This is a genomic window from Amycolatopsis nigrescens CSC17Ta-90, from assembly GCF_000384315.1.
In the GTDB taxonomy this organism is placed as follows: Bacteria; Actinomycetota; Actinomycetes; order Mycobacteriales; family Pseudonocardiaceae; genus Amycolatopsis; species Amycolatopsis nigrescens.
Map to the genome: position 1 here is coordinate 8,648,876 of NZ_ARVW01000001.1, position 26,529 is coordinate 8,675,404.

Consider the following 26,529-nt stretch of genomic DNA (forward strand, 5'->3'; position numbering starts at 1 on the left):
CAGCCTAGGCAGAATTTGGCTGGGCGGCGTCCAGCGCGGCCATGGCGGTGTCGTCGAGGACGATCGTTGCGCTGGTGATGTTCGCTTCGAGATGGCCGGTGTTCGCGGTGCCGGGGATGAGCAGCACGTTCGGAGCGTGGTGCAGCAGCCAGGCGAGGCCGACCTGTGCGGGGCGGTAGCCGAGGGACCGCGCGACGGCGGTCACGGCCGGTTCGTCGGCCACCTTCGGCATGCCGGGGAAGGCGCCGCCCAGCGGGAAGAACGGTATCCAGGCGATGTGCGCGTCGGTGCAGAGCCGGAGCATGTCCTCATCGCCGCGGGCCACCAGGCTGTAGGAGTTCTGGACGCAGGCGATCCCGGCGGGAAGGGCTTGGCGCAGTCCGTCCAGGGTGACGCCGCTGAGGCCGATCGCGCCGATCTTGCCCTCGTCGCGCAGCGCGGTCATCACCGCGAGCTGGTCGTCGAGGTCGACGAGCTGGTCGCCCTCGGCGCGCAGCCCTGGCCCGGTGTCCAGGCGGCGCAGGTTCACCACCGGGATCCGGTCGAGGCCAAGGGATTCGAGGTTGTCCTCGACGCTCGCCCTCAGCTCCTCGGGCCGCTGGGCGGGACGGAGCGGAATGGCGCCACCCGGGTCGGGATCGGCGCCGACCTTGCTGACGATCACGACGCCGTCCTCGGGGCCGAAAGCGTCGCGGATGAGCCCGTTGACGAAGCCGTCGCCGTAGAACTGGGCGGTATCGACGTGGTCGACGCCGAGCTCCACGGCCCGGCGCAGGAGGGCGATCGCTGCGCCGCGATCGGCGTGCAGGCGCTCCAGCTGCATCGCGCCATATCCGATCCGGGACACCGTGTGGCCGCCGAGCGTCCCGGCCCCGCCGGCGCGCGTGAACTTTGTCATGGGAGTCCTCCCGCATGAGACGATAGGCGAAGCGGAGGGACCTCCGCTCTGTCTCACTATACCGGAGGTGCCTCCGCATTGAGTTCGGCCGACTCCGAGAACAAGCCTCGTGGCCCGCGCGCCCCCAGGGCCGACGCGCAGCGCAACCGCGACAAGCTCGTCCAAGTCGCCAGGGCCGCCTTCGCGGCAGCCGACGACACCGTCCCGCTCGAAGGCATCGCTCGCGACGCCGGCGTCGGCATCGGCACGCTGTACCGGCACTTCCCGACCCGCGAAGCCTTGGTGGAGGCCGTGTACGCCGCCGAACTCGACGACGTCACCGGCTGCGTTCCCGCCTTACTCCAGGAACTTCCGCCGGACGCGGCACTGCGCGCGTGGATGGGGCGCTACGCCGCCTTCATCGCGACCAAGCGCGGCATGGCTGACACACTCCGCGCCGGCTGGGCATCGGGCCGGATCGCCACCCCGGCCACCAGGGAACGGATAACCGCCGCCATCGCCACGATCCTGGCCAGCGGTGCCGAAACCGGCTCGCTCCGCACCGACATCGACCCGCGGGACATCACCGTGATGCTGCTGGGGATCCTCCTCACCACGACAACCGGCGACGAGCCCGACCAGACCGAGCGACTGCTCGACCTGGTCATGGACGCGCTGCGGCCGAAAGCGGCCGATTGACGATCACCGCGCTGGTGGGCGGGACTCAGCGAGTCCCGCCCACCGGAGTGTCTCGCTCAGGGCAGGTGCCGGGTGGCGAAGAAGTCCCAGATGATCCCGGAGATGAACGGGCCCATCGGGTCCGCGTACTGGCCCGTGCCGCCGCCGGGCCACTTGTGTGCCAGGCCCTCCACGAAGTACTTCTCGATCAGCGGGGCACCGCCGGCACGAGCGGTGTAGCTGGCGTGCGTGTACGGATACTCTCCCGGCCTGGCCACGTGCTCGGTGGCGTCTGGCACGTCGTCCACGTCCCCGTTGAGCTGTCCGTCCACAGCCAGGTCGTCGATGGCGGCCCAGTGCGTGACCAGACGCTGCGCGTTGATCGGGTCCACCGTCTTGTCGGCATCGCCCTGTGTGATCAGGATCGGCACCTGACGCGCGCGCGGGCCCATCTGGGCGTAGGCCAGCTTCGCGGTGTCCACCGGGCTCACCTTGTCCGGGTTCGGCAGGTACTGATCGAAGGCGTACTCACCCCCGGCCAGCGGTGCGGCCGACGCGTACACGTCGGGGTAGGTCACCGCCATGATCACCGACATCGCCGCACCCGACGAAGCGCCGGCCACATGCACCCGCTTGGCATCGGCGTGGTAGCGGTTCACCACGTCCGCGGTGGCCCCGGCCAGGAGCGAGGGTTCCCCGCTGCCCCGCTTCTGGTGTGCGGGCACGTTCGCGTTCCAGCACAGGACCAGATTGCGGCCGATGTCCTGGGCCGGGTAGACGACGATGAAACCCTTGGCGTCGGCCACCTCGTTGAACCGGCTCATCGCCTTCATCGAGTTGGCCTCGTAGCCGGTCATCCCGCAGCCGTGCAGCGCCACCACGACCGGCAACTGCTTGCCCGGTTGGTAAGCCGGCGGCAGGTGCACCTCGTACTGGAGCAATCCCGCGGCGTTGCGGAACACGCCGCGCTCATCGCTTGCCTGCGATGCAGACGCCGTGCCCACCGCCAGCGGCAGCGCGACCCCGATCGCCGCTACCACAGCCAGCGCGCGGCGAATCTTGTTTCTCATCACAGCTCTCCCTCGTGGATGTGATCTCCTCACGCACATCCTGGGCGCTCAAATCGCTTACTGGCTATCGGAGGAAGTCCAACGGTGGTAGACGGATCTTATGACCGATCACAAGGCGCCCCTGACGATCAACGGCACCGTGCTGTACCGCTGGTTGCTCACCGAGCGGCGCCGGCTCGCACACCGGCTGGTGCGCCAGCTCGGCCAGGAGATCCCCTCCTACCAACGGTTGTCCGAGCACGAGCTGATCCACATCGTCCGCACCACCGAGGCGAACCTGCAGGTGTTCGCGCAGTCCCTGCGGCACCGGGTCAGCCCCGAGCACGCCGACCTGTCCGGGCCGATCACCATCTCGGCCACCCAGCGCGCCGGTGAGGGCTTCCCGCTGGACGCCGTGATGGCCGCGTACAGCACCGGCATGCTGGAGACCTGGCGCACGATGATCGCCGACGCGCGACCGGAGGACTTCGCCGACGTGCTGACCTGCACCGAACTCGTGCTGGGTTACATCCAGCGCGCCGGCACCGCGGTCGCGGCGGCGTACCTGGAAGAGCGCCGCCGGATGGACAGCGACGAGCAGCATCGCCGGTACACCCTGCTCTCCGCGCTGTTGCGGGGAGAACCGCTCGAGGAACCGGCCGCCCGCGCCGGGATCCAGCTGCCCGAGCGCTATCTGGTGCTGGCCCTGACCTTCGACCAGCACGAGGACGAGCGGGCCGCCGGGGTGGCCGCCGCGATGGCCGCGCAGCGCAAGCTATACCGGGCCACCGAGGTGCTGCGCAGGTCAGCGGGCGAAGGGATGCTGGCCCTGCTCGATCCCACCGGCGGCACCGCGCTGCTGCCGGCGACCGACACCGACTTCGCCGAGCTGATGGCCGACGTCGGTGCGGCCATCGGGGTCGCGGTGCGGGCGGCGGGGGTCCTCGCCGAGCCGCGCCAGGTCTCCCCGGCGACGCAGCAGGCCGCCGAGCTACTGGAACTCGTTGTGGCGCTGGGCAAACCCCCCGGCCTGTACCAGCTGACCGACGTGCTGCTGGAGTACCAGCTGACCAGGCCGAGCGCCGCCCGCGAGGAGCTGGGAAAGCTGCTCGAACCGCTGGAGCGGCACCCGGACCTGCTGTCCACTGTGGAAACTTACCTGCGGTTGGGCCTGGATCGCCGGCGCACCGCGGCAGCCCTGCACCTGCACCCGAACACTGTGGACTACCGGGTACGCCGGTCCGCCGCGCTGACCGGGCTGGACCCGGCCGATCCCCAGCAGCTGCAACGGATCGGGGCCGCGCTGGTGATCCGCCGGCTCGATCAGCGGGCCGCCCTCGAATAGTCCGGCACCGTGGCGTTGCCCGGTACGGCGCAGGGCTTTCCCGCGGCCATGGACTTGGTTGAGGTGCCGATGATGGTGTCGAGCCGGTCCCGGGTCGCCGTCAGAGCGTCGATCCGCCCGTTGATGCGGTCCCGCTCGGCGGCCAGCCGGTCGAGCAGCTCCGGGGTCACCTCGCCGGTCACGACGCACGGCAGGATGCCCAGGATCGTCCTGCTCGAAAGTCCCGCCGCGTAGAGCTGCTGAATCAACTGAACGCGACCGGTCGCGCTGTCCGGATACTGCCGCTGTCCGCTCGGGCTGCGTGCCGAGGTCAGCAGGTTCTGCTCTTCGTAGTACCGCAGCGCCCGGACGCTCACGCCCGTCCTGGCGGCCAGCTCACCGATGCGCACTTCAACCTCACCCTTGCCCCTGACGTCAACGTCAGGTTCTAGCGTAGCGGCCATGACCGACATCCGGGGCACGAACGACGCCCGCTTCGACACCGTCCGCAACGCACTCGAACAGAACGTGGACTCAGGCGAGGAACTGGGCGCGTCCCTGGTTCTCGACATCGACGGCGAGATCGTCATCGACCTGTGGGGCGGGTTCCGCGACCCGGCCCGCACCGTCGCCTGGGACGAACACACCATCACCAACGTGTGGTCGACCACGAAAACCGTCACCAGCCTGGCCGCGCTCATGCTGGTCGACCGCGGCGAACTGGACGTCCACGCACCGGTCGCGAAGTACTGGCCGGAGTTCGCCGCGGCCGGCAAGCAGGACGTCGAAGTCCGCCACCTGCTCTCGCACACCTCCGGGGTCTCCGGGCTCGACCAGCCCGCGGCGGTTGCCGACCTCTACGACTGGGCCAAGTCCACCGCCAGGATGGCCGCGCAGGCACCGTGGTGGGCACCGGGAACGGCCTCCGGTTACCACGCGACGAACTTCGGGCACCTGATCGGCGAGGTGATCCGCCGGGTGAGCGGCAAACCCCTGAAGCGGTTCGTCGCCGAGGAGATCGCCGGCCCGCTTGGCGCCGACTTCCAGCTCGGCGCCGCGGAGAAGGACTGGCACCGGATCGCGAACGTGGTCCCGCCGCCCCCGGCGCAGTTCGACCTGAGCGCGGACAGCGTGATGGGCAAAACCCTGACCGGCCCCGCCCTGGACGCCGACGAGGCCAACTCCCCCGGCTGGCGCCGCGCGGACATCGGCGCGGTGAACGGGCACGGCAACGCCCGCTCCGTCGCGCGGATCCTGTCCGTGATCGCCCGCGGCGGCGAGCTCGACGGGGTCCGCCTGCTCGGCCAGGACACCATCGACCTCATCTTCGACGAGCAGGCCAACGGCGTGGACCTTGGCCTTGGCATCCCACTGCGCTGGGGCATCGGCTACGGCTTGCCCCGCCAGGACACCATTCCCTGGATACCCGACGGAAAGATCTGCTTCTGGGGCGGCTGGGGCGGTTCGATGATCATCATGGACCTCGACCGGCGCATGACGATCTCCTACATGATGAACAAGATGGCGCCCGGCATCATCGGCTCCGACCGCAGCGGCAGCTACGTCACCGCTATCTACGACGCACTCCGATAAACACCGTGACGCTCACGTCACCGACCCGGGCAGCGGCGAACCACCCGCCGCTGCCCGGGTCGTTCTTCGGGGGTTCCCGTGCCGGTGATGCGCTCAAGGATCGGCCCCTAGCCGACGGCCATGTCGGTTCCCCTGCGCAGGATCCGCCAGCTCAGGTAGACGCAGGCGCCCGCGGCGGGCGCGCCTCCCAGCAGCGTAGCGACGATCCCGAGCGGGATTACCTTTCCGGCGGAGTACAGCGGCAACAGGAACGCCGTGGCGATACCGAACTTCGCCAGGAACACCGCCGTGCACAGCTGATAGCGCCGCCGTTGCCGGCGATCAGCTTGCCAGGCAAGGCGTTCACCGCGCGCTGTGCCCGTGACCAAGCCCATGGCCAGCCCGATGACCGGCCATCGCACCAGCATCGACACTCCGAACACCACGCCGGCGCCTGCCTGGGTGAGGACGGTTATGAGGTAGAAGTCGGCCGCCTGCCCGGTGCTCCCGGCCAGCAGCACGGACACCCCGACCACGGCCAGCCCGACCGCCGGCTGCCAGAACTTGCGATCGGTGCACATGCGCACCACGGCGAACACGAGCACGCCGCCGATCGCGATCAGCGCGGACGCCGACACCTGCCCGGTCAGCAGATACGCGACGAGGAACAGCGCCCGCGACGCGACACCTTCCGCGACGGTGCGCCAACCACCCACCGCGCTGAACACCGACAGGGACTTCTGGGTCAGCACGTCGAGGCTCATCTACCTGCCTTCGTCGCGACAGGCGTGGCGAAGCTGTTCCGGCGCATGGTGTCCTCGTAGGAACCAACCGCGTCGAGCAAGTCGCGTTGGCCGCGGTGCGCCTCGACCAGCGCCTCGCAGAGGTGGTGCGCATCCCGCATGGCCAGGTTGCCGCCGAAACCCGGGGCCAAGTGGATGGCGTCGCCGATGACCGTCACCGGGCCGGCGGGCCAGGCAGGCGGGGGCGGGATCATGCCGATCCGCAGTGCGACCGTGACCTCCGGCCACGCCTGGTCGACGACCGACCGCAGGACCGGGGGCAGTTCCTTGGTCAGTTCCTTGGCTCTGCGCCACACCGCGGCCGGACCTGGCGGGTCCTGCGTGACGGGCACGGCCCACATCAGGTAGTCCTCGACCTCGGCGACCGCAGCCTGGCGCAGGGCGGGCAGCCACCGCTGCCGCGCGGCTTCGGGCGGCTCGCCGAACCTCAGCACGCCCAGCGCCATGGTCGTGCCGCGCACCCGTGCAGCGGCGGGGCTGTCGCCGATCAGCCCGGGCAGCCCGGTACCGACGACGGCGCGCAGCGGGGTCGCGCCCATCAGCATGCGCCGGCCCGTGTCGGCCACCCGAACCTGCGGCAGGTACCGGCGGCGGACCGCCGAACCGATCCCGTCCGCGCCGACCAGCACGTCCGCGGTATCCCTGCTGCCGTCGGCGAACCACACCCCCACCGTGCCGTCGGCCCGCCGCTCGAACCGCGTGAACTCCGCCCCGAACCGAACCACGTCCGCCAGCCCCGTCAGCAAAATCGCACGCAGCAACGGACGATGAACCTGCCTGCCGGGCAGCGCCCGGCCCGCCATGCCGTCGGCGGGCCGAGTGCCAACGACAGCGAGTGCTCCGTCCACTTCGGACAACGTCAGGGTCTGCTCGCGCGGTCCGCCCGTGGTGGCCTCCACCATCGCGACCTGTGCCGGCGGCAGGCACGCCCGCAGCGCCGACCCGCCTCGGTCATCGAGATGCAGGCTGACGCCCTGCGGACGGCCCAACGCACCGTCTCGCTCGTACACCACCACTTCGATACCCGCCCGGCGTAGCCCGTGCGCGAGCGTCAACCCGCCAAGACCGGCACCGATCACGATCACTCTCATCCCGTCAACCCCATTCTTCATCGCTTGATGAAGAACACTCTACGTCGAGTCAGGGCGAAACTCCATCGATCGGTGAAGAAACGTGTTAGGCTCCGGCAGTCATGGCAGAACGAAGCACCCCCGGACACCCCAGACGACCCGGCCGTCCCGGACGCTGGCGGTCCGGCGCGGAGAGCAAGCAGCGGATCCTCGAGACCGCTCGCGAGCTGTTCGGCCGGCACGGCTACGGCGGCACCACCGTGCGCGCGATCGCCACCGCGGCGGGCGTCGATTCGGCGATGGTGTTCTACTTCTTCGGCACCAAACAGGGGCTGTTCGCCGCCGTGATCGAAATGTCCGGCAACGTCCCGCCGGCCATCGAGTCGATCTTCACCGGCGGCCTCGACCGGATCGGCGAGCGCATCGTCCGGACTCTCGTGGCGAACCTCGACAAGTCCGACCGCACCCCGCTCGTGATGCTCACCAGGTCGGCGCCCACCGACGAGCAGTCCGAAGCGCTGCTGCGCGAGTTCATCGACAGGGAGATCACCGACCGGCTCGCGGCGATGCTGGACACGCCGGACGCCGCCGTGCGGGCGGGCATGGTCAACGTCCAGATCCTCGGCATCGCGGTAGCGCGGTACATCGTGCGGATCGAACCGATCGCGTCGTCGTCCGCCGACGAACTGGTCACCTGGTTCGGCCCGCTCGTGCAGCACTGCCTCACCGGCCGCACACCGTCGTGAGCGCGGAAGCCGGAACTCAGCCGACAACGGTTAACTGTTCAAAACCAGCGTCGAACGGCTGTGTCCGGATGTTCCCGCGCGACGGAGGATCAGGCAGTGGAACTGGGGCCGCACCACCTCCGGATGCTGGACGCCATCGCGGCGAACAGCAGCATCAGCAAGGCGGCCGCCCGGCTCGGACTGAGCCAGCCCGCGGTCAGCACCATGCTGCGGCGGGTGGAGCGCCACCTTGGAGTGCAGCTGTTCACCCGGACCTCGGAAGGCACGGCCGTGACGCCGGTCGGAGCCGAAGTGGTCGCGCGGGCCAGGGCGGTCCTCGCCGGGCTGGACGACCTGGGCGCGGCGGTGGCGCGCAGTCCGCGCGATGGCCGTGCCGTACCGGTTCTGCGGCTGGGAGCGCAACCTTGCCCGGCGCTGAACACCTTGAGCGGCCAGCTGGGCATGGTGCTGCCGAGGGCACGGGTGCGGCTCCGGGTCGACCCGTCCCCCGGCCGGATCGTCTCGTTGCTCGGGTCCGGCGCACTGGATGTGGGGCTGGTGCTGGAGCCGGTGATCCGGACCGGCTCGGCTCCCCCGGACGTCGAGCGTCAGGTGCTGGTGCACCGGGAACCGGCGTTCGCCGGTCTGTCCACACAGGACTCGTTGGCTCGATGCGATTCGATCGGGCTCGCCGACCTCGGTGAGCGCCAGTGGATCGACGATCCCCTCGACGACGGTCCATGGCCGGCGTACTTCCGGCAGGCCTGCGCGAGCGCCGGTTTCCAGCCGCAGGTGAGTTTCTGGACCGGTGACTGGCACGTGTCCAACTCGCTGGTCCGCTCTGGCCAGGCGGTCGCGCTCTACCATCCGACCTCGCGCCTGCTCGACGGTCTTGTCCTGCGCCCGTTGCGCGGTGACCCGCTCGCGCACCGGGTGGTGCTGATGTGGCGGAGAGAAGCGGCGTCCGCCGCCCATCGCCTGGCCGCGGCGCTCGGCGACATCTACCGGAAGCTGGCCACCGCGAACACCGAATACGCGCGCTGGTGGGCCGAGCATCCGGGGGCACATCCGGCCCTGCTCGGCGACTGACCGGTCGGGTCATCGGCTGCCGGTGGACTCGGCATAGCGCCGGATGTACTCCTCGTAGACCACGATGTCGGTGTAGATCGCCGGGCCGGTCGCGCAGTCGACGTTGTTCACCCCGGACCGGCTGGTCAGCCCGACCACCGTCCACCGCCCGTCGACCCGCTGGATCGCGGGCCCGCCGGAGTCCCCGTAGCAGGCACCCCTCGCGCCGGCGTTGGACACGCAGATCTCCCCGGTGTCGTTGATGTTGCCGCCCCGGCAACGGCCGGTGTCGACGAGTGCGGTGTCCAGCTGGCGCAGGTCCTCCGGCAGCGGCGGCTCGCACCCCCACCAGCTCGCGCAGGTCTGACCCCAGCCGAGGATGCGCACCGGGGTGCCGTCGCCGGGGCGGGCCGGCACTCGGGGAATCGGCGCCGCGGCCACCGCCCTGTCCATTTGGACGAGCACGAAGTCACCTGGCAGCACGGCGAACGAGAACGAGTTCGCCACCTCGCCACCACTGCTGCGATTGACGCTGCCGACCCGCAGCTGGAATTCGGTCACCCGCTGGATGCAGTGACCCGCGGTCGCCACCCAACGGGGACTGACCAGAACGCCCCCGCAGAAATGGTTTCCCGGACCGACCTGAAGCGAGACCATCCAGGGGTAGATTTCGCTCGCCGGATCACCGTCCACGATGTGCGTCTCGACTTCAGCGGCCGATGCGGCGGGGAGCACCGGCGCGGCCGCGACACAGAGCAACAGGACGAAATATCGGAATGATGATCGTCGGCGCATGAGAACCTCCCGATTGCCTTTCCCGGAACTTTAGAGGAATGACCGCCCGTCCGGTCATAACAGCTACCCATAACGACGTTGACAGTTAAGCGGCAGGCGGTTTTTCCTGGTGGTAATCCCCGCTTTCTTTCCCCGAATGGAGCCACCGGTGAAACGGTCACCTCAGAATCTTGCGGGACACCCGCACCCGATCGATGGGGGCATGCGCAAAAAGCCTCGCATGCCCCCATCTCAGCTTGTCTACGGCCTCGCGGCACTGCTCGGCGTCAGCCTGCTTCCGGTGCACGCCGAGGCCGAGCCGCCCGAGGCCGTGCTCACCTCGGCGGCCGAGCGGCTGCTCGACACCGAGCCGGCCCGCGTCCACCGCGACCCGCACGACTCCTTCGCGCTGCGGCGGGTCACCGCCACCCCCGGCGGGCCCGGTTACGCGGCCTACGAGCGCTACCACCGCGGTCTGCCGGTGCGCGGTGGCGGGGTCGTGGTGGTCACCGACGCCGGCGGTCGGCTCCGGGACGTCGAGCTCGGTATGACCCGCCCGCTCACCGGGCTGCCGGTCCGACCCGCGATCACCGCCGTAGCGGCGGAGACGACCGCGAAGCAGGTGTCGGCCGCGGCCCACTCGGACGTCGTGGCGTCCGAGCTGGTGGTGCACGCAGTCGGCGCGCCACGGCTGGCCTGGGAGATCGTGATCACCGGAATGGCCGGCCGCGCACCGAGCCGGTCGCACGTATTCATCGACGCACGCACCGGCGAGCGCTTCGCCGGGTACGACGAGGTCAAGGCCGCCACCGGCCGCGGCGAGCACTACGGCGAGGTGCCGGTGGCCAGCCGCAAATGGGTCGACTACGAGCTGGTGGACCCGAGCCGCGGGTACGCGGACACCCAGTACTACCCCAGCCGGGCCACCTTCACCGACGAGGACGACCGCTGGGACGACGGATCCCCCGAGTTCGAAAAGCACGCCGTCGACGCGCACTACGGCACCAGGGTGTTCTGGGACATGCTCCGGGACCGGTTCGCGCGCAACGGTTTGGACGGCCGCGGCACGATGGTGCCGGTCGTCGTCGGCTGGGAGGAGACGAACGCCTACTTCAACAACATGGAGGTGGTGCTCGGGCGCAACGCCGACAACACCCGCCAGCTCACGGCTTTCGACGTGGTCGGCCACGAACTCGGCCACGCCGTCGACGCGACGACCGGCATGCCGCCCTCCGCGGCGCTGGAGTCCGGTGCGCTCGGCGAGGCCACCGGCGACATCTTCGGCGCGCTGACCGAAGCCCACGCCGCCCATCCCAGCGATCCCCCGGACTTCAGCGTCGGCGAGCTGGTGCACATCAACGGCGAGGGCTCCGGGGCGTTCCGGTTCATGTACCAGCCAAGCCTCGACGGCCGGTCCCCGGACTGCTACGGCGACCTGCCGGACGAGGTGCACTACGCGGCCGGACCGGCCAACCACTTCTTCTACCTGCTGGCCAAGGGCACCAGCCCGGCCGGCGGCCCGGCCAGCCCGACCTGTGACGGTTCGGTCCACCCCGGACTCGGGGTCTGGGCGGCCGCCGAGATCTGGTACCACGCGCTGCACCGCAAGTTCGACTGGGACTACGGCTATTCCGACCTGCGCCGCTACACCCTGGCCGCGGCCATCGAACGCTACCCCGGCTGCGCCGAGTTCACCGCCGTCCGGAACGCCTGGAACGCGGTCGCCGTCCCAGCGGTGAACGACCCCAGCTGCACGTGAAGATCGCCACACCCGCTGACGGCCGCGGCCGTCGCGGCGGCGAGCGTGAGAGTCTCCGGGTGCGGCCGTCGGTCGCGGCTACGGAGGAAGGTCAGCGATGCAGCGGTCGTCAGCAGGTTCATACGGTTTCGTCGGTACGGGCGAGATCACCGCGGCCATCGTGGCGGGTCTCAGCGCCGATGTCGCCGATCCTCCCGCAGTGCTGTTGTCGCCGCGCAGCAGGGAGACCGGGCGTGACCTGGCCGCGCGGTTCCCGAACGTGCGGGTCTGCGGCAGCAACCAGGAGGTGCTGGACAACGCGGCGGCGGTGGTGCTGGCGGTGCGGCCGCAGATCGTCCGCGAAGTCGTCGCGGAGTTGTCGTTCCGGCCGGAGCACGTGGTGCTGAACGCGGTGGCGGGAGTGCGGTTGGCGCAGCTGCGGGAGTGGGTGGCGCCGGCCGGTGCCGTTGTCCGGACGATCCCGCTGCCGCAGGCGGTACGCCGCCGGAGTCTGACCGTCATGTACCCGGACCATGCCGTCGCCCGTGACCTGTTCGATCGTGTGGGTGGGGTGCTGGTCCCGGGCACGGAAGAGGTGCTGGAGGCGTTCAGCGCGGCGACGTCGACCTTCGCCACCCACCTCGACTACCTCGCCACCATCGCGGCTTGGCTGGCCGAGCACGGGGCCGAACCGGAGGACGCGTCGGCCTACATCGCGCACGTTTTCGGTCAGCTGGGCCGTTCCCTGCTGGAGCGGACGGATTCGCTCGCCGCGCTCGCCGGTGAGCACATGACCGTGGGCGGCATCAACGAACAGCTCATGACCGACCTGCGCGGCGAGGGCGTGCCCGACGCGGTGCGGCGTGCCCTGGACCGGGTGCTGGCCCGCCTGCGCGACTAGCGCAGTGGCGGCGAGTGCTGTGCCGCGGGGGTGAACAGCTCGCGCACGAACTGCGTGGTGTCGGGCAGTGCGGCGGCGAGGGTGCCGGAGTGGTCGGCGGGATAGCTGCGGTAGGTGTGGGGCTGCTGGTTGGCGGCGAGGTCGTCGACGAGGCGCTGGGTCAGGAACGGGTACACGGTCTTGTCCTCGGTGCCTTGGGCGATGAAGACCGGCCGGTCGTAGCCGGTGGTCGGCACGTCGAAGATTTCGCCCCATGCCTGCTTGAACTCCGTGCCGAGCTGCCGGGTGAACAGCTCACCGAGCCCGATGCCTTCCAGGCGCTCGGCCATGTCGGTGTTGCAGAGGACCTCCGCGTCGGCGACGACCTGGGTGCCCAGCGGGGTGAGGTAGGAGGCCAGGTCGAAATCGGGCCGTGCGGCGTGCAGCCCAGCCAGGATGTAGCTGACCAGCATCGTCATCCCCGGGCTGAGCAGGGAGGGCGGGACCGACGGGCCGAGCACGGACACCAGCCCGGCCAGGTTGGACGGCACGCCGTGCCCCACGGCACCGCGGAAGTCCAGTTCCGGCGCGTACTCGGTGGCCAGGTTCGCGGTGAACAGGGCGGCATGCCCGCCTTGGGACTGCCCGATCGAGGCCCAGTGTGCGGAGAGCGCGGGCGCGACGGTCCGCGCGGCGCGGACCATGTCGATCACGCCGTACGCCTCGACCTTGCCGTCCAGATACGGGTGCACGCCTGGCGTGCCAAGGCCGGCGTAGTCGGTGGCCACGATCGCGTAGCCCTTGGCGAGCCACGCGGCCAGGAATTCGGTGTCACGCGGGCTGCCGACCGTGGCGGAGGGCGCGCACGCGTCGCCGAGGCCGGTGGTGCCGTGCGCCCAGGAGAGCACCGGCCAGCCCGCTGCGGGCGGGGCGCCCTGCGGCAGATACACCGCGCCGCTCACCAGGGCGGGACGGTCACCGAGGCCGGTGGACCAGTAGCTGACCCGGTTCGCCTCGCCGGTCCCGGGCAGCCACTGTTCGGGTGGCAGTGGCGTCACGCTTTCCACCTCGCCCGGCTGCTCGGCGGGCAGGGCCGAGGCCGCGGGGGCACCGGGCAGGACGGTCAGCAGGGCGACCAGTACCGCGGCCACCCTCGCACGAACACCACGCATGGCCGCTCCCCGCCTTTCCACCGGAATATTCGGCGAGACTAAACCACCCGCGCGGTCGCGCCCATACCGAAAATCAAAATTGTCAATCGCGCACGATTCCGGCGGCACGAATTCGTACCCTCGGACGATGACCGCGTGCGGCTGGGCCGTGGTGCGGGCCCAGCCGCTCGGTGACCCGGCAAGGCGATCTACCGCAAGATCGGTACCACCGGCCGGGACGAACTGATCGCGAATCTCGCCGGCTGACCTAGTTGCCCGCCGCCTCCGAGACGGTCATGGCGTCCAGGGTGGCCGTCATGTTCGGTTTGTCGGCGGATTCCTGGCCCGCGTCCACCGAATAGCCGAACGTCTGGTAGTACGCGATCAGTTTCCGGTAGTCGGCTTGAAGTTGCACCGATCGGTTGGTGGCCTTACCGGCCACGAATTTGTGGACCCCGAGCATCGTGCCCGCCGGAACAGACGTCGTCATTCGCGGGTCCTTCACGATCCCGGCCAGCTTGACCGGGGCATTCTGCTTCGGCCGGCGATCACTCGAACTGACGAGCGGAACATGATAGTGGAAGAAAACCAGAAAAGGTCCGCCATCGCTGTTGACCGAGATCTTGCCGACATGCGTTTCGTGGCCGAACTTGGGGGCGACGACGAGCTTGAGCGCATCCCGCATCCCGTTGATCTGCGATCGGTAGGACTCCTGGCGTGCCATGCCTTCGACTTTGCTAGACCATTCTTTGAGGATGATGTCGACCGCCGGAACATCGGTGGCCAGTACGTCGACAGGTGGCTCGTTTGTCGCTTCGGTCAAGGCAACTGGCTGATCGGTCATGGTTTCGCCCTTCAAGCGCACGACGGTGTGCGCGTCCCTCGCCAAGTGCAGGAGCAATGCTCCAGTACGGGCGGCTCAGGCGCCACCGACCAAACGGGTACCAACCGTCACGGCTCTGTTTCAAACCGCGCGTTACTCGTTGAGCGGTAACAATATTTCGAACCGGGTATCGCCGGGCTCCGATTCCACCCGCAACCGGCCGCCGTGCCGGTCGACGATGATCCGTCTGGAAATGTCCAGTCCCAGCCCGGTTCCTTCACCGGCGGGTTTCGTGGAAAAGAACGGCTCGAAGATCCGATCCCGTATCCCTGCCGGGATGCCCGGCCCGGTGTCGCGGATCTCGACCCGGACCAGGTCGTCCGTCCGGCCGGTGCGGATGGTGAGGGTGCCGGAGCCGCGCATCGCGGCGACCGCGTTGTCGATCAGGTTGGTCCACACCTGGTTGAGCTCCCCGGCGTAGGCCGGCACCGGGGGCAGCGAACGGTCGAACTCCCGCACCACCGTGACCCCGGCGCCGATCTTGCCGGTCAGCATCACCAGCGTGGACTCGAGCCCGTCGTGCACGTCGATCCACTGGTGCGGCGCGCGATCCATCTGCGAATACTGCTTCGCCGCACCCACCAGCGCGGAGACGCGCTTGGTCGAATCCTCGATCTCCGCCATCAGCAGCTCGGTCTCCAGCGCGTAGGCCAGCCAGCGGACCGCGCCGTCGATCAGCGTGGCGCCCACCGAATCCAGCACCTGTTCCAGGCTTTCCGCGGTGAGCCCGGCCGCGGCGAAGATCGCCGCGAGGTCCCAGCCCTGCTCGATTTCGTGCGCCTCGAGCCAGTCACCGATCTCGTCCTCGCGGTCGGCCTGCCGCATCGCGGTCAGCGTTGGCGCCGAGGCCACCTCCTCGACCAGCCGCTCCTGCACGTCCAGCAGTTGTTCGAGCAGGTCCGGCTCGATGTCCTTCTTGGCCAGCAGCGCGAGCTTGTGCCGCATCCCGGCCACCCGCTCCCGCAGCGCCGCCGTCGCCCGCACCGCGGCGGCGGCCGGATTGTTGAGCTCGTGGGTCAACCCGGCGGACAGTTCGCCGAGCGCGAGCAGCCGCTGCCGGGACCCGATCACCGCGTCGCTGTTGCGCCAGCCGAGGAACATGCCCTCCAGCAGGTGCGTCGCCATCGGGAACCACTCGCCGAACCGGGCCGCGAACTGCTCGGCGGGCAAGGTGAGAAAGGTCAGGTCGCTGACCGCGTGCACCGACGCCGAGTAGCGCTGCTCGCCCCGCTGGCCCATGAAGAACTGGGTCGCGCCGCAGTAGGCGCCGCGCTGGTCGGAGCGGATCAGTTCCAGCTCGCTGCCACCGACCAGCCTGGTCAGCCGCAGCGCGCCGGAGAGCAGCACGTAGAAGCAGGTGGCGGGCTCGCCCTCGCGGATGATCGCGGTGCCGGCCGGGTAGTCCTCCCGCACGGCGTGCTCCAGTACCCAGTCGAGCTGATCGTCGGCGAGCCGCTCGAACAGGAACAGCTCACGCAGGAACTCGCGGGTCAGCGGCGGTGTGCTCATTGCTGCTCCAGGTAGCGGTGCACGAGCGTGACGGCCATCGCGCCTTCGCCGACCGCGGAAGCCACCCGTTTGACGGACTGGGCGCGGACGTCTCCGGCCACGAAGACCCCGGGGATGGAGGACTCCAGGTAGTGCGGATCCCGGTCGAGCGGCCAGCCCGGCGGACGGCGGCCGTCGACGAGCAGATCCGGCCCGGTGCGCACGAACCCGTGTCCGTCGCGGGCGATGGCCGTACCGAGCCACTCGGTGCGCGGCGCGGCCCCGATGAACACGAACAGGTGGCCGGTCTCGACGGTCTCCGTCACGCCGGCGTCCTGGTCGCACAGGGTCAGCCGTTCGAGATGGTCTTCGCCGTGCGCCCGCAGCACCGTGGTTCGGGTGCGCACGTGCACGTTGCCGATCTTCTCGAGCTGCTCGACCAGGTAGTGCGACATCGACGCCTGCAGCGACGGGCCGCGCACCAGGAGGGTGACGTCGCTGGCGTGCCGGGAGAAGAACACCGCGGCCTGCCCCGCGGAGTTCGCGCCGCCGACGATGTACACGTGCTCGCCCGCACATTCCGGCGCCTCGGTGGACGCCGACCCGTAGAACACGCCGCGCCCGGTCAGTTCCGCGGCCCCTTCGGCCTCCAGCGCCCGGTACGACACACCGCTGGCGAGCACGACCGAATGCGCGGCGACCTCGGTGCCGTCCCCGAACGTGATCACCCTGGCCGAACCGCGGGCCTCCAGCGCCACCACGTCCCGCGCGGCCAGCACCTCGGCACCGAACTTCTGCGCCTGGCGGCGAGCCCGGTCGGTCAGCTGCGCGCCGGAAACCCCGTCCGGGAAGCCGAGGTAGTTCTCGATCCGGGAGCTCTGCCCCGCCTGGCCGCCGGTGGCCTCGCGCTCGACCAGCACGGTCCGCAGCCCCTCCGACGCGCCGTAGACCGCCGCGCCGAGCCCGGCCGGACCGCCACCGACCACGATCAGGTCGTAGAACTCCGCGGCCGGGCGCGTGGACAGCCCCACGGCGTCCGCGATCCCCTGCTCGTCCGGATTCTTGAGCACTCCCCCGTCCGGCGTGATGAGCACCGGGATGTCACCGGCGGTGGCGCCCGCCGCCTCCAGCAGCCGAGCGGCCTCCGGTTCGTCCACCGAGTACCACCGGTACGGCACCGTGTTGCGCGCGAGGAAGTCGCGAACCCGGTACGAGGCCGGAGACCAGCGATGCCCGATGATCTTGGTCTGCTCGACCGCCCTGTCCCCCGCCGCGCACCAGGTCTCCACCAGCGCGTCGACCACCGGATACAGCTTCTCCTCCGGCGGATCCCACGGCTTGAGCAGGTAGTGGTCGACATCGACCACGTTGATCGCCTGGATCGCGGCGTCGGTGTCGGCGTAGGCGGTCAGCAGCGCACGCCGGGCATGCGGGAACAGGTCCATCGCCTGCTCGAGGAAGGTGATGCCGTCCATCTGCGGCATCCGGTAGTCGGCGAGGATGGCCGCGACCGCGTCACCGCGCAGCTTGAGCTCCCGCAGCGCGTCCAGCGCGTCGGCGCCCGAATCGGCCCGGATCACGCGGTAGTCCCCGCCGTAGCGGCGGCGGAGATCACGGGCGACCGACCGGGAAACGGCCGGATCGTCATCGACGGTCATCAGAATCGGCAGGCTCACGCGTCCACAGTAGACGTGCCTTCCATCATGCACTGTGCATGTTAGCATGCAGTGTGCATGATAGAGCGGAAGGAGCACGGCTTCATGGACAACTGGCAACTGGAGCACACCTACCGCGGCGCCTCCGGCGTGCTCCGCTGGAGCCGGCACGGCGCCCCTGATGCGGAGCCCGTCGTCCTCCTGCACGGCACCCCCTTCTCGTCGTACGTGTGGCGAGACATCGCCCGCGCGCTGTCCCGGTACTACCGCGTCTACGTGTGGGACATGCCCGGCTACGGCCGGTCCGAGAAGTCCGAGGGCCAGGACCTCTCGCTGGACGCGCTCACCGCGACCTTCGCCGACCTGCTGGACCACTGGCAGCTTGACCGGCCGCGGGTGGTGGCCCACGATTCGGGCGGGGCGCTCGCCCTCGGCGCCCACCTCCTGCACGGCGTGCCCTACCGGCAACTCGCCTTGGTCGACGCTGTTGCCCTTTCGCCGTGGGGCAGCCGATTCTCCGAGTTGGTCGGCGGGCACTCCGACGTGTTCGCCGAACTCCCGATCGAGCCGCACGCGGCCATGCTGCACGCCTACACGAACTCCGCCAGCGGCCCGGGGCTTCATCCGGCCACCCTGGAAGCACACGTCGCGCCCTGGCTGACCGAAGCCGGACGCCCGGCCTTCTACCGTCAGCTGAAGGCCCGCCTGCGCGATCAGGGCTTCACCGATGCGTTGCGGGACAAGTACCGCGAGCTCGATCTTCCCGTGCTGCTCTGCTGGGGAGAGCAGGACACCTGGGTGCCGGTGGAGCGAGGCCGCGAGCTCGCGGACCTCGTTCCCGGGGCACGGCTGCACACCACGCCGGGAGCCGGGCACCTGCTCCCCGAGGACGCCCCCGCCAGTCTGGCCGTCAGCCTCTTCGACTTCCTGAGCCACTGACCGCGCGTCAGCGCCAGGACGTACGGGGAAACCGCGTACCGGACCAGAACCGCAGCACCTCGCGGTTGAAGTCCGAGGGCCGCTCCCAGTTCGCCGAGTGCCCGGCCCTGCGGTACACCAGCGTGGCGGCGTCCGGCAGATGGGCGGCGATCATCGGCAGGATCGGCGGCGGCAGATAGAGGTCGGCGTCACCGGTGATGATCAGGGTCCGCACGGACAGGGTCTCCAGCCGAGGCCAGTCGATCGGCTCGGACAGATCCTGGCCCGGCACCGAGTGCCCGCCCAGCGAGCGGTCGGAGAGCTCCTTCCACCGCCGAGCACCCTCCTCGTTCGCCGCGCGGTAGTGCGGGCTCAGCTCCAGGAAGTCGTGTGGCAGGTTGTCGAAGCCCTGCGGCCGCAAGGATTTGGTGACCCGCAGGTACTCCGGGTCGGAGATGCCCATGAAACTGCTCAGGATCACCAGGCTGAGCAGCCGCCGGGGATGGAGCAACGCGTAGTCCGTCGCGTAGTAGCCGCCCAGCGCCGCGGCCAGCAGGTGGAACCGCGGCAGCCCGAGGTGTTCGACCAGCGCGTGCAGATCCGCGGCGCCGACACCCGGGTCGTCCGGCGCCGGCGGAGTGGAGTTGTAGTGGCCGCGCCGCGAATACGCGATCACCCGGTAGCCGGCGCGGGCGAACACCGGCTGCTGGTACGGCCACGACAGAGCGCTCCCGCTGCCGGGATGCACGAGCACTACCGGGGTGCCGTCTCCGCCGGTGTCCCAGAACCACAACCGCCCGCCGGGCACGTCCAGGAACCCTTCCCCGGCGGGCACCTGCGCCGGAATCGGCTCGGGCGCCGGCGGATGGTCCGCGCCGCGCACGGGCTCGGAACCGGTCGTGGCCATCGCCCTCCCCGGCGCGGCGAGTGCCACGGCGATGGCAGCGGACACGGAGGCGGTGGAGGCGAGCACGGCCCGCCTGGCCACCTGCCCCCGGCCCGCTCCGCCGGGGTTCGCTGGACTGATCATGGGCAGTGAGAATGCACCGGGCTGTTGTTAATGTCAACACCTGGTCGGGTCCTTACCCGCTGGCCGCCAGGTTGTCACTGGTGAGCAGTTCCCGGACCCTGGGCACGACCTGCTCTCCGTACAGCCGGATCGATTCGAGGCGCTGCTCGTGCGGCAGGGCGCCGGCGCTGTACTTGAGCTGGAACCGCGACAGGCCGAGGGTGCGCACCGCCCAAGCGATCTTCCGCGCGACCGTCTCCGGCGAGCCGACGAACAGCGCACCGCGCGGCCCGGCCATCGCGTCGTAGTCGGCGCGGGTCATCGGCCCCCAGCCGCGTTCGGCACCGATCTTGGCGAACACGGCCTGGTGTTGCTCGAAGTGCTGGGCCACCGCGAGTTCATCGGTCTCGGCGATGTGCCCGGGGCTGTGCATGGAGATCGGCAGCTCCGGGTGGCCCGCCTCGGCCAGTGCGCGCCGGTACAGCTCGGCCAGCGGCGCGAACCGCTCCGGCGACCCGCCGATCACGGCCATCACCAGCGGCAGGCCGTACGCGGCCGCCCGGACCACCGACTGCGGCGTGCCGCCGACGCCCACCCACGCGGGCAGGCGACCGGACTCCGTGACCGGATAAGCCTGCGCGCCGTCCAGCCCAGCGCGCACGGTGCCGGTCCAGCTGACCGGCTTTTCCTGCTGCAGGTGCGTGAACAGGTCCAGCTTCTCGGCGAACAGCACGTCGTAGTCGGCCAGCGAGTAACCGAACAGCGGGAACGACTCGGTGAACGAGCCGCGGCCGAGCGTGATCTCGGCGCGGCCTCGGGAAAGCGCGTCCAGGGTGGCGAATCGCTCGTACACCCGCACCGGGTCGTCCGAGCTGAGCACCGTCACCGCGGTGCCGAGCCGGATCCGCTCGGTCTGTCCGGCGATCGCGGCCAGCACGACATCCGGCGAGGACACCGCCATCTCGGCACGGTGGTGCTCACCGACGCCGAAGTAGTCCACCCCCACCTGATCGGCCAGCACGCCCTCGGCCGCCACCTGGCGGATCGCCTCGGCCTGGCTCACCGGCTGCCCGTCCGCGCCGTTCTCCACGTCACCGAAGGTGTCCAGCCCGAAGGTCGGCTCTTGCCTCGTGCCCAGGATCTCGTAACCCATGTTCCACCCCTTTCGTAGTTGAACGCTCAAACACCTGGGGTTGAGACGATATTCCACGGCCCGATCCATTGCTGCAGGGCGGCTTCGAGACCGGTGGTGTCAGCGGTTTCGGCAGCCCAGGCGACCACCCCGTCCGGGCGTACCAACACCCCGGCCGGGGTCGCCGGGTGATCGGTCACGGTGTTCACCCGCTCGGACCAGGCCGCGGCGAAGCGGGCGAACGCGCCGTCCGGAGTGCGGTCCAGCAGCAGGAAACCGCCGCCGTGTCCGTGGTCGGCCAGGCGGGAGCCGTCCGTCAGCCACAGGTCGGGGACGAACCGGCCGACCAGCGGATGGTCACCGGGCAGGTCGATGCGCTGGGTGACCCCGGAGAGCTTCTTGACCGCGTAGGTCGTGCCATCCCGGGTGCTCAGCAGATCGGCGACGATGTGCCGGAGCGCGCCCGACTTGGAGTCCCCGCGCAGCACCCCGATCTGGGCCCGCGTCCAGTCCAGCACCCAGGCGCCAAGGGGACGACGCTCGGCGTCGTAGGTGTCGAGCAGCCCTTCGGGAGCCCAGCCGGCGACCACGGCGCCGAGCTTCCAGCCGAGGTTCATCGCGTCGCCGACCCCGAGATTGAGCCCCTGCCCGCCGAACGGCGGGTGCACGTGCGCGGCGTCGCCGGCCAGCAGCACCCGCCCCGACCGGTAGGTCGCGGCCTGGCGGGTGTTGTCGGTCCAGCGGGTCGGGGTGGCGCGCAGCGCGGTCAGCGTGACGTCGGTGCCCGAGACCCGCCGCAGCCTGGCCTGCAGGTCCTCGATGGTGACCGGTGCCGAGCGGTCGGCGGGACCGCCGTCGAACTCCACGGTGATCACCCGCCCCGGCTGCGGCCCGTAGCGGTACGTCCCACTGGCCGACCACGTCCAGCCATCTCCGAGCTTCTCCGGGTCGACGATGTCGACGACCGCCAGGTGCCCGGTGAGTTCGGGGTCGGTGCCGGGGAAGTCGATGCCCGCGAGGCGGCGCACGGCGCTGTGCCCGCCGTCGCACCCGACCAACCACCCGGTGCGCACCGGGTGGCCTGTCGCTGTGCCGACGAGCACGCCGTCTCCGGTGTTTTCGAGCGCGGTGACCTCCACCCCTCGACGCACCGGTACGCCGAGTCGCGCGACCTGCTCGGCGAGCAGCGCCTCCAACTCCCGCTGTGGCACCATCCGCGCTCCGCCGGCCGCGGTGTGCGCGGCGAGGTCGGGATCGGACCAGTCCACGAGATCGGCGTCGAGGCTCATCCCCGCGAAGTGCCCGGTGAACCGCGGGTCGCCGGGCCTGCGGGCGAACGATCCCATCCGCTCGAGCACCTCCCGCTGCACCGCCTCGGCGGCGGGCAGCAAGCCGCGGCGGTCGAGTGCCTCTGCCGTCGGCATGTTGATCGACTGCGCCTTCATCGCCTCGTCCGGCTCTGCCCGTCGCTCGAGCACCTGCACCTTCGCCCCGGAGAGCGCCAGCTCCGCGGCGAGCACGAGGCCCACCGGCCCGGCTCCGACCACGGTTACATCTACCTCTGACGAACACTGTTCTAAGTCCACGAACATAGTTCTACGTACGGAACGTTGTTCGTGTCAAGGTAAGCTCGGCGGCATGCCAGTCGATCCGAAACAACGCCGCGCGGCCAGGCACGCTCAGCCCCCTGCCCCGCCGGCGCAGCAGACGAGCCGGAAAACGCCGATCACCGTCGAAAGGATCACCGACGCGGCACGCGAGGTCGTCGCCACCGAGGGCTATGACGCCCTGACGATGCGCAGTGTCGCCGGCGTACTCGGCACCGGGCCCGCCTCGCTCTACGCCCACGTGGTCAACAAGGCCGACCTCGACGAGCTGCTTATCGGACGGCTGTGCGCCGAGCTCGTACTACCCGAGCCCGACCCCTCGGTCTGGCGGGAGCAGATCCGCGGCGTGTGCGCCCAGCTGCGCGACCAGTACCTGAAATACCCCGGAATCTCCCGCGCCGCACTCGCCATGGCCCCCACCGATCTGGAGATCATGCGCGTCAGCGAGGGAATGCTGGCGATCCTGCTCGCCGGTGACATCGCCCCGCAGGCCGCCGCCTGGGGCATCGACGCCCTCATGCTGTACGTCGCCTCCTACTGCCTCGAGACCTCGATCAGGCACCAGCGAGCGGCACGGGACGACATCGCCTGGGTCGTCGACCGCGACGAACTGCTGCGCCGGTTCACCGCCCTGCCCGCCGAGACCTTCCCCCACACCATCCGCCACGCCAACGAACTCACCGCAGGCGAAGGCCACGAGCGGTTCGACTTCACCCTCGCCCTGATGATCGACGGCCTCGCACATCGCTAGCGCGGTGCGCGGTCGCCCGGCACCCCCAGGTCTGGGGATTTCCGGGCGACCGCCGCCGGAGCACAGTCGAGGCGGTCACGACATCGGCGAAAGGCAGGGCGTGGAACCGCACGAGTACACCCGGTACGACGCGATCGGACTCCGCGAGCTGATCGTCGCCGGAGAGGTCACCGCCGCCGAGGTCGAAGCCGCCGCACGGCAGGCCCTCGCGGTGGCGGACAAGGCGGTGAACGGCCTGGCGATGCCGGTGTTCTCACCGGCGCTCGAGCACGCCGGCGACGGGCCGTTGACCGGGGTGCCGTTCTTGATCAAGGACAGCGGACCGATCGCGCAGGGAGTGCCGTTCTTCATCGGCAGCCGAAGCCTCGGCGACGGTGTGATCGCATCGCACGACCACGACCTGATGAAGCGGTTCCGCGCCGCCGGTCTGGTCACCCTGGGCCTGACCACCACACCGGAGATGGGGCTCAGCTTCTCCACCGAAGCGGTCAAGCACGGGCCGACCCGCAATCCGTGGAATCCGGAACGGGGCGTGGGCGGTTCCAGCGGCGGCGCCGCGGCCCTGGTCGCGGCCGGCGCGGTGCCCGTCGCACACGGCAACGACTCGGCCGGCTCAATCCGGATCCCCGCGTCCTGTTGCGGGCTGGTCGGTCTCAAGCCGAGCCGGGGACGAACCCCCTGCGGACCCGACACCGGCGACGCCGCGTTCGGCGCGGCCTACGAGTTCGGACTGACCCGTACCGTCCGCGACAGCGCCCACCTGCTCGACGCGGTGGCCGGACCCGGCGTCGGCGACAAATACACCGCGCCGCCGCCACACCGCCGCTTCGCCGACGAACTGGGGGCCGACCCCGGCCGGCTGCGGGTGGCCGTGACCACCCGGGCCTGGTCGGGAGTGGCGGTGGATCCGGAGGTGGCCGCCGCGGCGGTCATGGCCGGCCGCGTCCTGGAGGGGATGGGCCACACCGTGGCCGAACAGAGCCCGGCCGTCGACTGGGACGCCGTGCTGCGGGCCGCCATGGCCGAGGCGACCGCCATCGCCGCCCCGTTCCTGACCGCGCCACGGCCTCCGGATCCGGCCGGGCTCGAAGCCGTCTCCCGGCAGATCCTCAAGGAGGTGACCGAACTCAGCGCGCTCGAGCTGATGGCGATGCTCGACGCGCACAACCGGGTGAGCCGGTCGGTGGGCGCGTTCTTCACCACCCACGACCTGCTGGTCACCCCGACGCTGGGGCAACTCCCCGCGCCGCACGGCACCCTGCGCTACGACGACCCCGGCCACACCACGCGAAGCTGGCTGGAGTCGCTGTTCGCCTACGGCCCGTTCACCGTGGTGTTCAACATTTCCGGACAGCCCGCGATCAGCCTGCCGCTGGGCCAGAGCCAGAGCGGGCTGCCGATCGGGGTGCAACTCGTCGCCCCCTACGGCCGCGAGGACCTGCTGTTCCGGATCGCCGCGCAACTCGAACAGGCCATGCCGTGGGCACAGCGGCAGCCGATGACCGACGGGGTCAGCGTTCGTGACGCTGGCCTTCGGCGAGCTGGCCGGTGACCTTATTCCCGCCGGGCGAGTCGAACGCGGAACTCGCGGCGCGCGAACGTGGGACTCGCGGCGCCGGAAGGTGGGACTCGCGCGAGTTCTGCGTTCGCGCCGGGCGAGTCGAACGTTGGGAGTCGGCGAGTTCCACTGGAAGGCAAGAAGCAACGTCTCTATTTCGACTCCGACGGCGTGGTTCGCAGCCGGGCGAGTTCGGTGGCGGTGTTGTCGCGGACGTGGTGGATAAAGCGCAGCACCGTGGCGAGTTCGACATCGGTGAAGTCGGCGAGGTCGGTAAGGGTGCAGGCGGCCAGCCCGGTGTAATAGGCGCGGACGCGCTGAATGCCTTCGGCGGTGGGCTCGATGAGCACCCGACGCCGGTCGCCGGGATCGCGGACTCGTTCGATGCAGCCGGCCGCGTCGAGCCGATCGATCATGCGCGACACCGAGCCCGACGTCAGCCCGACGTGCTTGGCCAATGCGGCCGCGGTGGCGGGCCCGTGGTGGTTCAGCGCGTGCAGGCAGTCCAGATCGCTGAGCGTCACCTCCATCCGCTTGGCGACCTCGGCGTTGAGCTGGGAGGTGACGTTCCCCCAGTCCGGCAGTGCCGCCAGTACCTGCTCGGCCGCCGTGGTCGGGTCCTTGTCGGCCATCGCGCTGTGTCCTCTCGGTCTCCGGCTTGCAGTTCTCACGCTACCACCAGTAACCTTCGTGGCACAGTTACTGCGTCGCGCAGTAATCGTGCCGCACGACTACTGAGGGGAGTGCAGAAAATGGGTGTGTTGCTGTCGACCATCGGGTCGCGGGGTGAAGCCCAGCCGGTGGCCGCACTGGCGCTGCAGTTGCAGGCGCTCGGCCAGGACGTCCACGTGTGCGTTTCCCCCGATTTCCGCGACTGGATCGAGGATTTGGGGATACCGGCGACGCCCATCGGACCGCGGATGCGCCCGACGTCGGCGCCCAGCGCACCGGAGAGGTGGGACCTGTCCTCCCCCGAGGGCCGTCGTCGGGCTGCGGAGGACGCCGTGGCCGCGCAGTTCGCCACGCTTCCGGAGGCCGCCAAGGGGCGCGATGTCCTGGTGGGGTGCGGAGCCGTGCAGGTCGCCGCCCGCTCGGTGGCCGAACTGCTGGGCATCGGATACGTGCACGCCGAATTCTGCCCGGCCGCCCTGCCGTCCCCGCATCACGCGCCGGCCCCGTGGCCGGGCTGGTCGCAGGGCGAGACGGCCGGCAACGGTGAGCTGTGGGCAGCGGATGCGCGGCGCTGGAACGAAACCTGGGGCGCCTCCCTCAACGCCCACCGCGGCGCGGCCGGGCTGGCCCCGGTCGAAGATGTGCGGGGGCACGTCCTCACCGACCGGCCATGGCTGGCCGCCGACCCCACGCTCGGGCACTGGCCAGGGGCCGACGACCTGCACGTGATCCAGACCGGCGCGTGGATCTTGCCGGATGACCGCCCGCTCTCCGCGGAACTGGAGTCCTTCCTCGCCGCCGGTGAACCGCCCGTCTACTTCGGCCTCGGCAGCTACTCCGGCGCCCCCGGGGAGGACGTCAGCCAGGTGATGCTCACCGCGGCCCGCGCGGCCGGACGCCGCGCGATCATCTCCCGCGGGTGGGCCGAGCTAGCACCGGCGGACGAGGCACCCGACTGCCTGGTGCTCGGAGAGACCAACCACCAGGCGCTTTTCCGCCGGGTCGCCGCCGTCGTGCACCACGGCGGCGCGGGCACCACCACCGCGGCCGCCATGGCCGGAGTGCCACAGGTCGTGCTTCCCCAGCAGTACGACCAGCACTACTGGACCGGGCGCGTCGACCACCTCGGGATCGGGGTCGCGCACCC

24 protein-coding genes and 1 pseudogene are annotated in these 26,529 nt (G+C 70.3%); 11 read left to right on the plus strand and 14 right to left on the minus strand.

Annotated features, from left to right (window positions below; translation table 11 throughout):
* Positions 1–4 precede the first annotated feature (4 nt).
* Entirely contained in the window at positions 5–898 is an 894-nt protein-coding gene (locus AMYNI_RS0140980) for an aldo/keto reductase (RefSeq protein ID WP_020673948.1), read from the minus strand.
* Between the two features lie 78 nt (positions 899–976).
* On the opposite strand from AMYNI_RS0140980, the gene AMYNI_RS0140985 reads away from it, so the two are divergent.
* Complete coding sequence (locus tag AMYNI_RS0140985; RefSeq protein WP_020673949.1) at positions 977–1,576, plus strand: TetR/AcrR family transcriptional regulator; 600 nt, start codon at positions 977–979, stop codon at positions 1,574–1,576.
* Positions 1,577–1,632: 56 nt separating this feature from the next.
* Here the strand turns inward: AMYNI_RS0140985 and AMYNI_RS46695 are convergent, their stop codons facing one another.
* On the minus strand, positions 1,633–2,625 hold the full coding sequence (locus tag AMYNI_RS46695) for an extracellular catalytic domain type 1 short-chain-length polyhydroxyalkanoate depolymerase (protein ID WP_020673950.1): 993 nt from the start codon (positions 2,623–2,625) through the stop codon (positions 1,633–1,635).
* Positions 2,626–2,725: 100 nt separating this feature from the next.
* Between AMYNI_RS46695 and AMYNI_RS0140995 the strand changes: the two genes are divergently transcribed.
* On the plus strand, positions 2,726–3,949 hold the full coding sequence (locus AMYNI_RS0140995) for a PucR family transcriptional regulator (RefSeq protein WP_020673951.1): 1,224 nt from the start codon (positions 2,726–2,728) through the stop codon (positions 3,947–3,949).
* Here AMYNI_RS0140995 and AMYNI_RS0141000 read toward each other — a convergent pair.
* Positions 3,928–4,338 (minus strand): MerR family transcriptional regulator, encoded by a 411-nt coding sequence (locus AMYNI_RS0141000; protein ID WP_020673952.1) that lies wholly within the window; start codon positions 4,336–4,338, stop codon positions 3,928–3,930. The two genes, AMYNI_RS0140995 and AMYNI_RS0141000, sit on opposite strands and share 22 nt — an antisense overlap.
* A 52-nt stretch (positions 4,339–4,390) precedes the next feature.
* Between AMYNI_RS0141000 and AMYNI_RS0141005 the strand changes: the two genes are divergently transcribed.
* Positions 4,391–5,521, plus strand: a complete 1,131-nt coding sequence (locus tag AMYNI_RS0141005; protein WP_020673953.1) for a serine hydrolase domain-containing protein — start codon at positions 4,391–4,393, stop codon at positions 5,519–5,521.
* A 107-nt stretch (positions 5,522–5,628) separates the two neighbouring features.
* On the opposite strand, the gene AMYNI_RS0141010 is transcribed toward AMYNI_RS0141005, so the two are convergent.
* Positions 5,629–6,264 carry a DUF3159 domain-containing protein gene (locus AMYNI_RS0141010; protein ID WP_020673954.1) on the minus strand — a complete coding sequence of 212 codons (636 nt, stop codon included), beginning with the start codon at positions 6,262–6,264 and terminating at the stop codon, positions 5,629–5,631.
* Complete coding sequence (locus AMYNI_RS0141015) at positions 6,261–7,394, minus strand: FAD-dependent oxidoreductase (RefSeq protein ID WP_040406256.1); 1,134 nt, start codon at positions 7,392–7,394, stop codon at positions 6,261–6,263. Before AMYNI_RS0141015 ends, AMYNI_RS0141010 begins: the two co-directional genes overlap by 4 nt.
* Before the next feature lie 101 nt (positions 7,395–7,495).
* Between AMYNI_RS0141015 and AMYNI_RS46700 the strand changes: the two genes are divergently transcribed.
* Together AMYNI_RS46700 and AMYNI_RS46705 are read left to right on the plus strand one after the other, a co-directional pair.
* Positions 7,496–8,119 (plus strand): TetR/AcrR family transcriptional regulator, encoded by a 624-nt coding sequence (locus tag AMYNI_RS46700; RefSeq protein ID WP_020673956.1) that lies wholly within the window; start codon positions 7,496–7,498, stop codon positions 8,117–8,119.
* A 96-nt stretch (positions 8,120–8,215) separates the two neighbouring features.
* Complete coding sequence (locus tag AMYNI_RS46705; protein WP_020673957.1) at positions 8,216–9,187, plus strand: LysR family transcriptional regulator; 972 nt, start codon at positions 8,216–8,218, stop codon at positions 9,185–9,187.
* A 9-nt stretch (positions 9,188–9,196) separates the two neighbouring features.
* Here AMYNI_RS46705 and AMYNI_RS0141030 read toward each other — a convergent pair whose 3' ends face one another.
* Complete coding sequence (locus AMYNI_RS0141030; protein WP_026361562.1) at positions 9,197–9,961, minus strand: S1 family peptidase; 765 nt, start codon at positions 9,959–9,961, stop codon at positions 9,197–9,199.
* Positions 9,962–10,181: 220 nt separating this feature from the next.
* On the opposite strand from AMYNI_RS0141030, the gene AMYNI_RS46710 reads away from it, so the two are divergent.
* Both AMYNI_RS46710 and AMYNI_RS0141040 read left to right on the plus strand, forming a co-directional pair.
* The gene (locus AMYNI_RS46710; RefSeq protein WP_020673959.1) at positions 10,182–11,699 is read left to right on the plus strand and encodes a M4 family metallopeptidase; all 1,518 of its coding nucleotides are present in this window, start codon (positions 10,182–10,184) and stop codon (positions 11,697–11,699) included.
* Between the two features lie 97 nt (positions 11,700–11,796).
* Positions 11,797–12,579, plus strand: a complete 783-nt coding sequence (locus AMYNI_RS0141040) for an NAD(P)-binding domain-containing protein (RefSeq protein ID WP_020673960.1) — start codon at positions 11,797–11,799, stop codon at positions 12,577–12,579.
* Here the strand turns inward: AMYNI_RS0141040 and AMYNI_RS0141045 are convergent.
* The 4 genes from AMYNI_RS0141045 to AMYNI_RS0141060 all read right to left on the minus strand — a co-directional run bounded on the left by AMYNI_RS0141045 (position 12,576) and on the right by AMYNI_RS0141060 (position 17,756).
* On the minus strand, positions 12,576–13,730 hold the full coding sequence (locus AMYNI_RS0141045) for a lipase family protein (protein WP_026361563.1): 1,155 nt from the start codon (positions 13,728–13,730) through the stop codon (positions 12,576–12,578). The two genes, AMYNI_RS0141040 and AMYNI_RS0141045, sit on opposite strands and share 4 nt — an antisense overlap.
* A 247-nt stretch (positions 13,731–13,977) precedes the next feature.
* A complete protein-coding gene (locus tag AMYNI_RS0141050; protein WP_157357721.1) occupies positions 13,978–14,568 on the minus strand; it encodes a hypothetical protein in 591 nt (196 codons plus the stop codon).
* Between the two features lie 117 nt (positions 14,569–14,685).
* The gene (locus tag AMYNI_RS0141055) at positions 14,686–16,101 is read right to left on the minus strand and encodes an ATP-binding protein (protein ID WP_020673963.1); all 1,416 of its coding nucleotides are present in this window, start codon (positions 16,099–16,101) and stop codon (positions 14,686–14,688) included.
* Positions 16,098–17,756: an FAD-dependent oxidoreductase gene (locus AMYNI_RS0141060; RefSeq protein WP_020673964.1), complete on the minus strand. Its 1,659-nt coding sequence runs from the start codon at positions 17,754–17,756 to the stop codon at positions 16,098–16,100. The genes AMYNI_RS0141055 and AMYNI_RS0141060 overlap by 4 nt, the downstream gene beginning before the upstream one ends.
* Before the next feature lie 84 nt (positions 17,757–17,840).
* On the opposite strand from AMYNI_RS0141060, the gene AMYNI_RS0141065 reads away from it, so the two are divergent.
* Positions 17,841–18,674: an alpha/beta fold hydrolase gene (locus AMYNI_RS0141065; RefSeq protein ID WP_020673965.1), complete on the plus strand. Its 834-nt coding sequence runs from the start codon at positions 17,841–17,843 to the stop codon at positions 18,672–18,674.
* Positions 18,675–18,681: 7 nt separating this feature from the next.
* Here the strand turns inward: AMYNI_RS0141065 and AMYNI_RS0141070 are convergent, their stop codons facing one another.
* From AMYNI_RS0141070 to AMYNI_RS0141080, 3 genes are read right to left on the minus strand one after another with little or no spacing between them, the layout of a single operon-like run.
* The gene (locus AMYNI_RS0141070) at positions 18,682–19,683 is read right to left on the minus strand and encodes an alpha/beta fold hydrolase (RefSeq protein WP_084628604.1); all 1,002 of its coding nucleotides are present in this window, start codon (positions 19,681–19,683) and stop codon (positions 18,682–18,684) included.
* 52 nt (positions 19,684–19,735) lie between these two features.
* Positions 19,736–20,815, minus strand: coding sequence for an LLM class flavin-dependent oxidoreductase (locus tag AMYNI_RS0141075; RefSeq protein WP_020673967.1), 1,080 nt, complete (start codon positions 20,813–20,815; stop codon positions 19,736–19,738).
* Between the two features lie 26 nt (positions 20,816–20,841).
* Entirely contained in the window at positions 20,842–22,386 is a 1,545-nt protein-coding gene (locus AMYNI_RS0141080; RefSeq protein WP_040406257.1) for an FAD-dependent monooxygenase, read from the minus strand.
* A gap of 46 nt (positions 22,387–22,432) precedes the next feature.
* Here AMYNI_RS0141080 and AMYNI_RS0141085 point away from each other — a divergent pair, with 46 nt between their 5' ends.
* Together AMYNI_RS0141085 and AMYNI_RS0141090 are read left to right on the plus strand one after the other, a co-directional pair.
* The gene (locus tag AMYNI_RS0141085) at positions 22,433–23,152 is read left to right on the plus strand and encodes a TetR/AcrR family transcriptional regulator (RefSeq protein WP_020673969.1); all 720 of its coding nucleotides are present in this window, start codon (positions 22,433–22,435) and stop codon (positions 23,150–23,152) included.
* A 100-nt stretch (positions 23,153–23,252) separates the two neighbouring features.
* Positions 23,253–24,704: an amidase gene (locus AMYNI_RS0141090; protein WP_020673970.1), complete on the plus strand. Its 1,452-nt coding sequence runs from the start codon at positions 23,253–23,255 to the stop codon at positions 24,702–24,704.
* Between the two features lie 158 nt (positions 24,705–24,862).
* Here the strand turns inward: AMYNI_RS0141090 and AMYNI_RS0141095 are convergent, their stop codons facing one another.
* Positions 24,863–25,342: a MarR family winged helix-turn-helix transcriptional regulator gene (locus AMYNI_RS0141095; RefSeq protein WP_020673971.1), complete on the minus strand. Its 480-nt coding sequence runs from the start codon at positions 25,340–25,342 to the stop codon at positions 24,863–24,865.
* A gap of 120 nt (positions 25,343–25,462) precedes the next feature.
* On the opposite strand from AMYNI_RS0141095, the pseudogene AMYNI_RS48700 reads away from it, so the two are divergent.
* A pseudogene (locus AMYNI_RS48700) lies at positions 25,463–26,527 on the plus strand (nucleotide disphospho-sugar-binding domain-containing protein); the annotation flags it as partial.
* Positions 26,528–26,529: the final 2 nt, after the last annotated feature.

Excerpts from the sequence above, each read along its gene's own strand:
- AMYNI_RS0140980 (WP_020673948.1), bottom strand. The coding sequence starts at position 898 with ATGACAAAGTTCACGCGCGCCGGCGGGGCCGGGACGCTCGGCGGCCAC.
- AMYNI_RS46695 (WP_020673950.1), bottom strand. The coding sequence starts at position 2,625 with ATGAGAAACAAGATTCGCCGCGCGCTGGCTGTGGTAGCGGCGATCGGG.
- AMYNI_RS0140995 (WP_020673951.1), top strand. The coding sequence starts at position 2,726 with ATGACCGATCACAAGGCGCCCCTGACGATCAACGGCACCGTGCTGTAC.
- AMYNI_RS0141005 (WP_020673953.1), top strand. The coding sequence starts at position 4,391 with ATGACCGACATCCGGGGCACGAACGACGCCCGCTTCGACACCGTCCGC.
- AMYNI_RS0141010 (WP_020673954.1), bottom strand. The coding sequence starts at position 6,264 with ATGAGCCTCGACGTGCTGACCCAGAAGTCCCTGTCGGTGTTCAGCGCG.
- AMYNI_RS0141015 (WP_040406256.1), bottom strand. The coding sequence starts at position 7,394 with ATGAGAGTGATCGTGATCGGTGCCGGTCTTGGCGGGTTGACGCTCGCG.
- AMYNI_RS46700 (WP_020673956.1), top strand. The coding sequence starts at position 7,496 with ATGGCAGAACGAAGCACCCCCGGACACCCCAGACGACCCGGCCGTCCC.
- AMYNI_RS0141030 (WP_026361562.1), bottom strand. The coding sequence starts at position 9,961 with ATGCGCCGACGATCATCATTCCGATATTTCGTCCTGTTGCTCTGTGTC.
- AMYNI_RS46710 (WP_020673959.1), top strand. The coding sequence starts at position 10,182 with ATGCCCCCATCTCAGCTTGTCTACGGCCTCGCGGCACTGCTCGGCGTC.
- AMYNI_RS0141040 (WP_020673960.1), top strand. The coding sequence starts at position 11,797 with ATGCAGCGGTCGTCAGCAGGTTCATACGGTTTCGTCGGTACGGGCGAG.
- AMYNI_RS0141045 (WP_026361563.1), bottom strand. The coding sequence starts at position 13,730 with ATGCGTGGTGTTCGTGCGAGGGTGGCCGCGGTACTGGTCGCCCTGCTG.
- AMYNI_RS0141055 (WP_020673963.1), bottom strand. The coding sequence starts at position 16,101 with ATGAGCACACCGCCGCTGACCCGCGAGTTCCTGCGTGAGCTGTTCCTG.
- AMYNI_RS0141065 (WP_020673965.1), top strand. The coding sequence starts at position 17,841 with ATGGACAACTGGCAACTGGAGCACACCTACCGCGGCGCCTCCGGCGTG.
- AMYNI_RS0141070 (WP_084628604.1), bottom strand. The coding sequence starts at position 19,683 with ATGATCAGTCCAGCGAACCCCGGCGGAGCGGGCCGGGGGCAGGTGGCC.
- AMYNI_RS0141075 (WP_020673967.1), bottom strand. The coding sequence starts at position 20,815 with ATGGGTTACGAGATCCTGGGCACGAGGCAAGAGCCGACCTTCGGGCTG.
- AMYNI_RS0141080 (WP_040406257.1), bottom strand. The coding sequence starts at position 22,386 with ATGTTCGTGGACTTAGAACAGTGTTCGTCAGAGGTAGATGTAACCGTG.
- AMYNI_RS0141085 (WP_020673969.1), top strand. The coding sequence starts at position 22,433 with ATGCCAGTCGATCCGAAACAACGCCGCGCGGCCAGGCACGCTCAGCCC.
- AMYNI_RS0141095 (WP_020673971.1), bottom strand. The coding sequence starts at position 25,342 with ATGGCCGACAAGGACCCGACCACGGCGGCCGAGCAGGTACTGGCGGCA.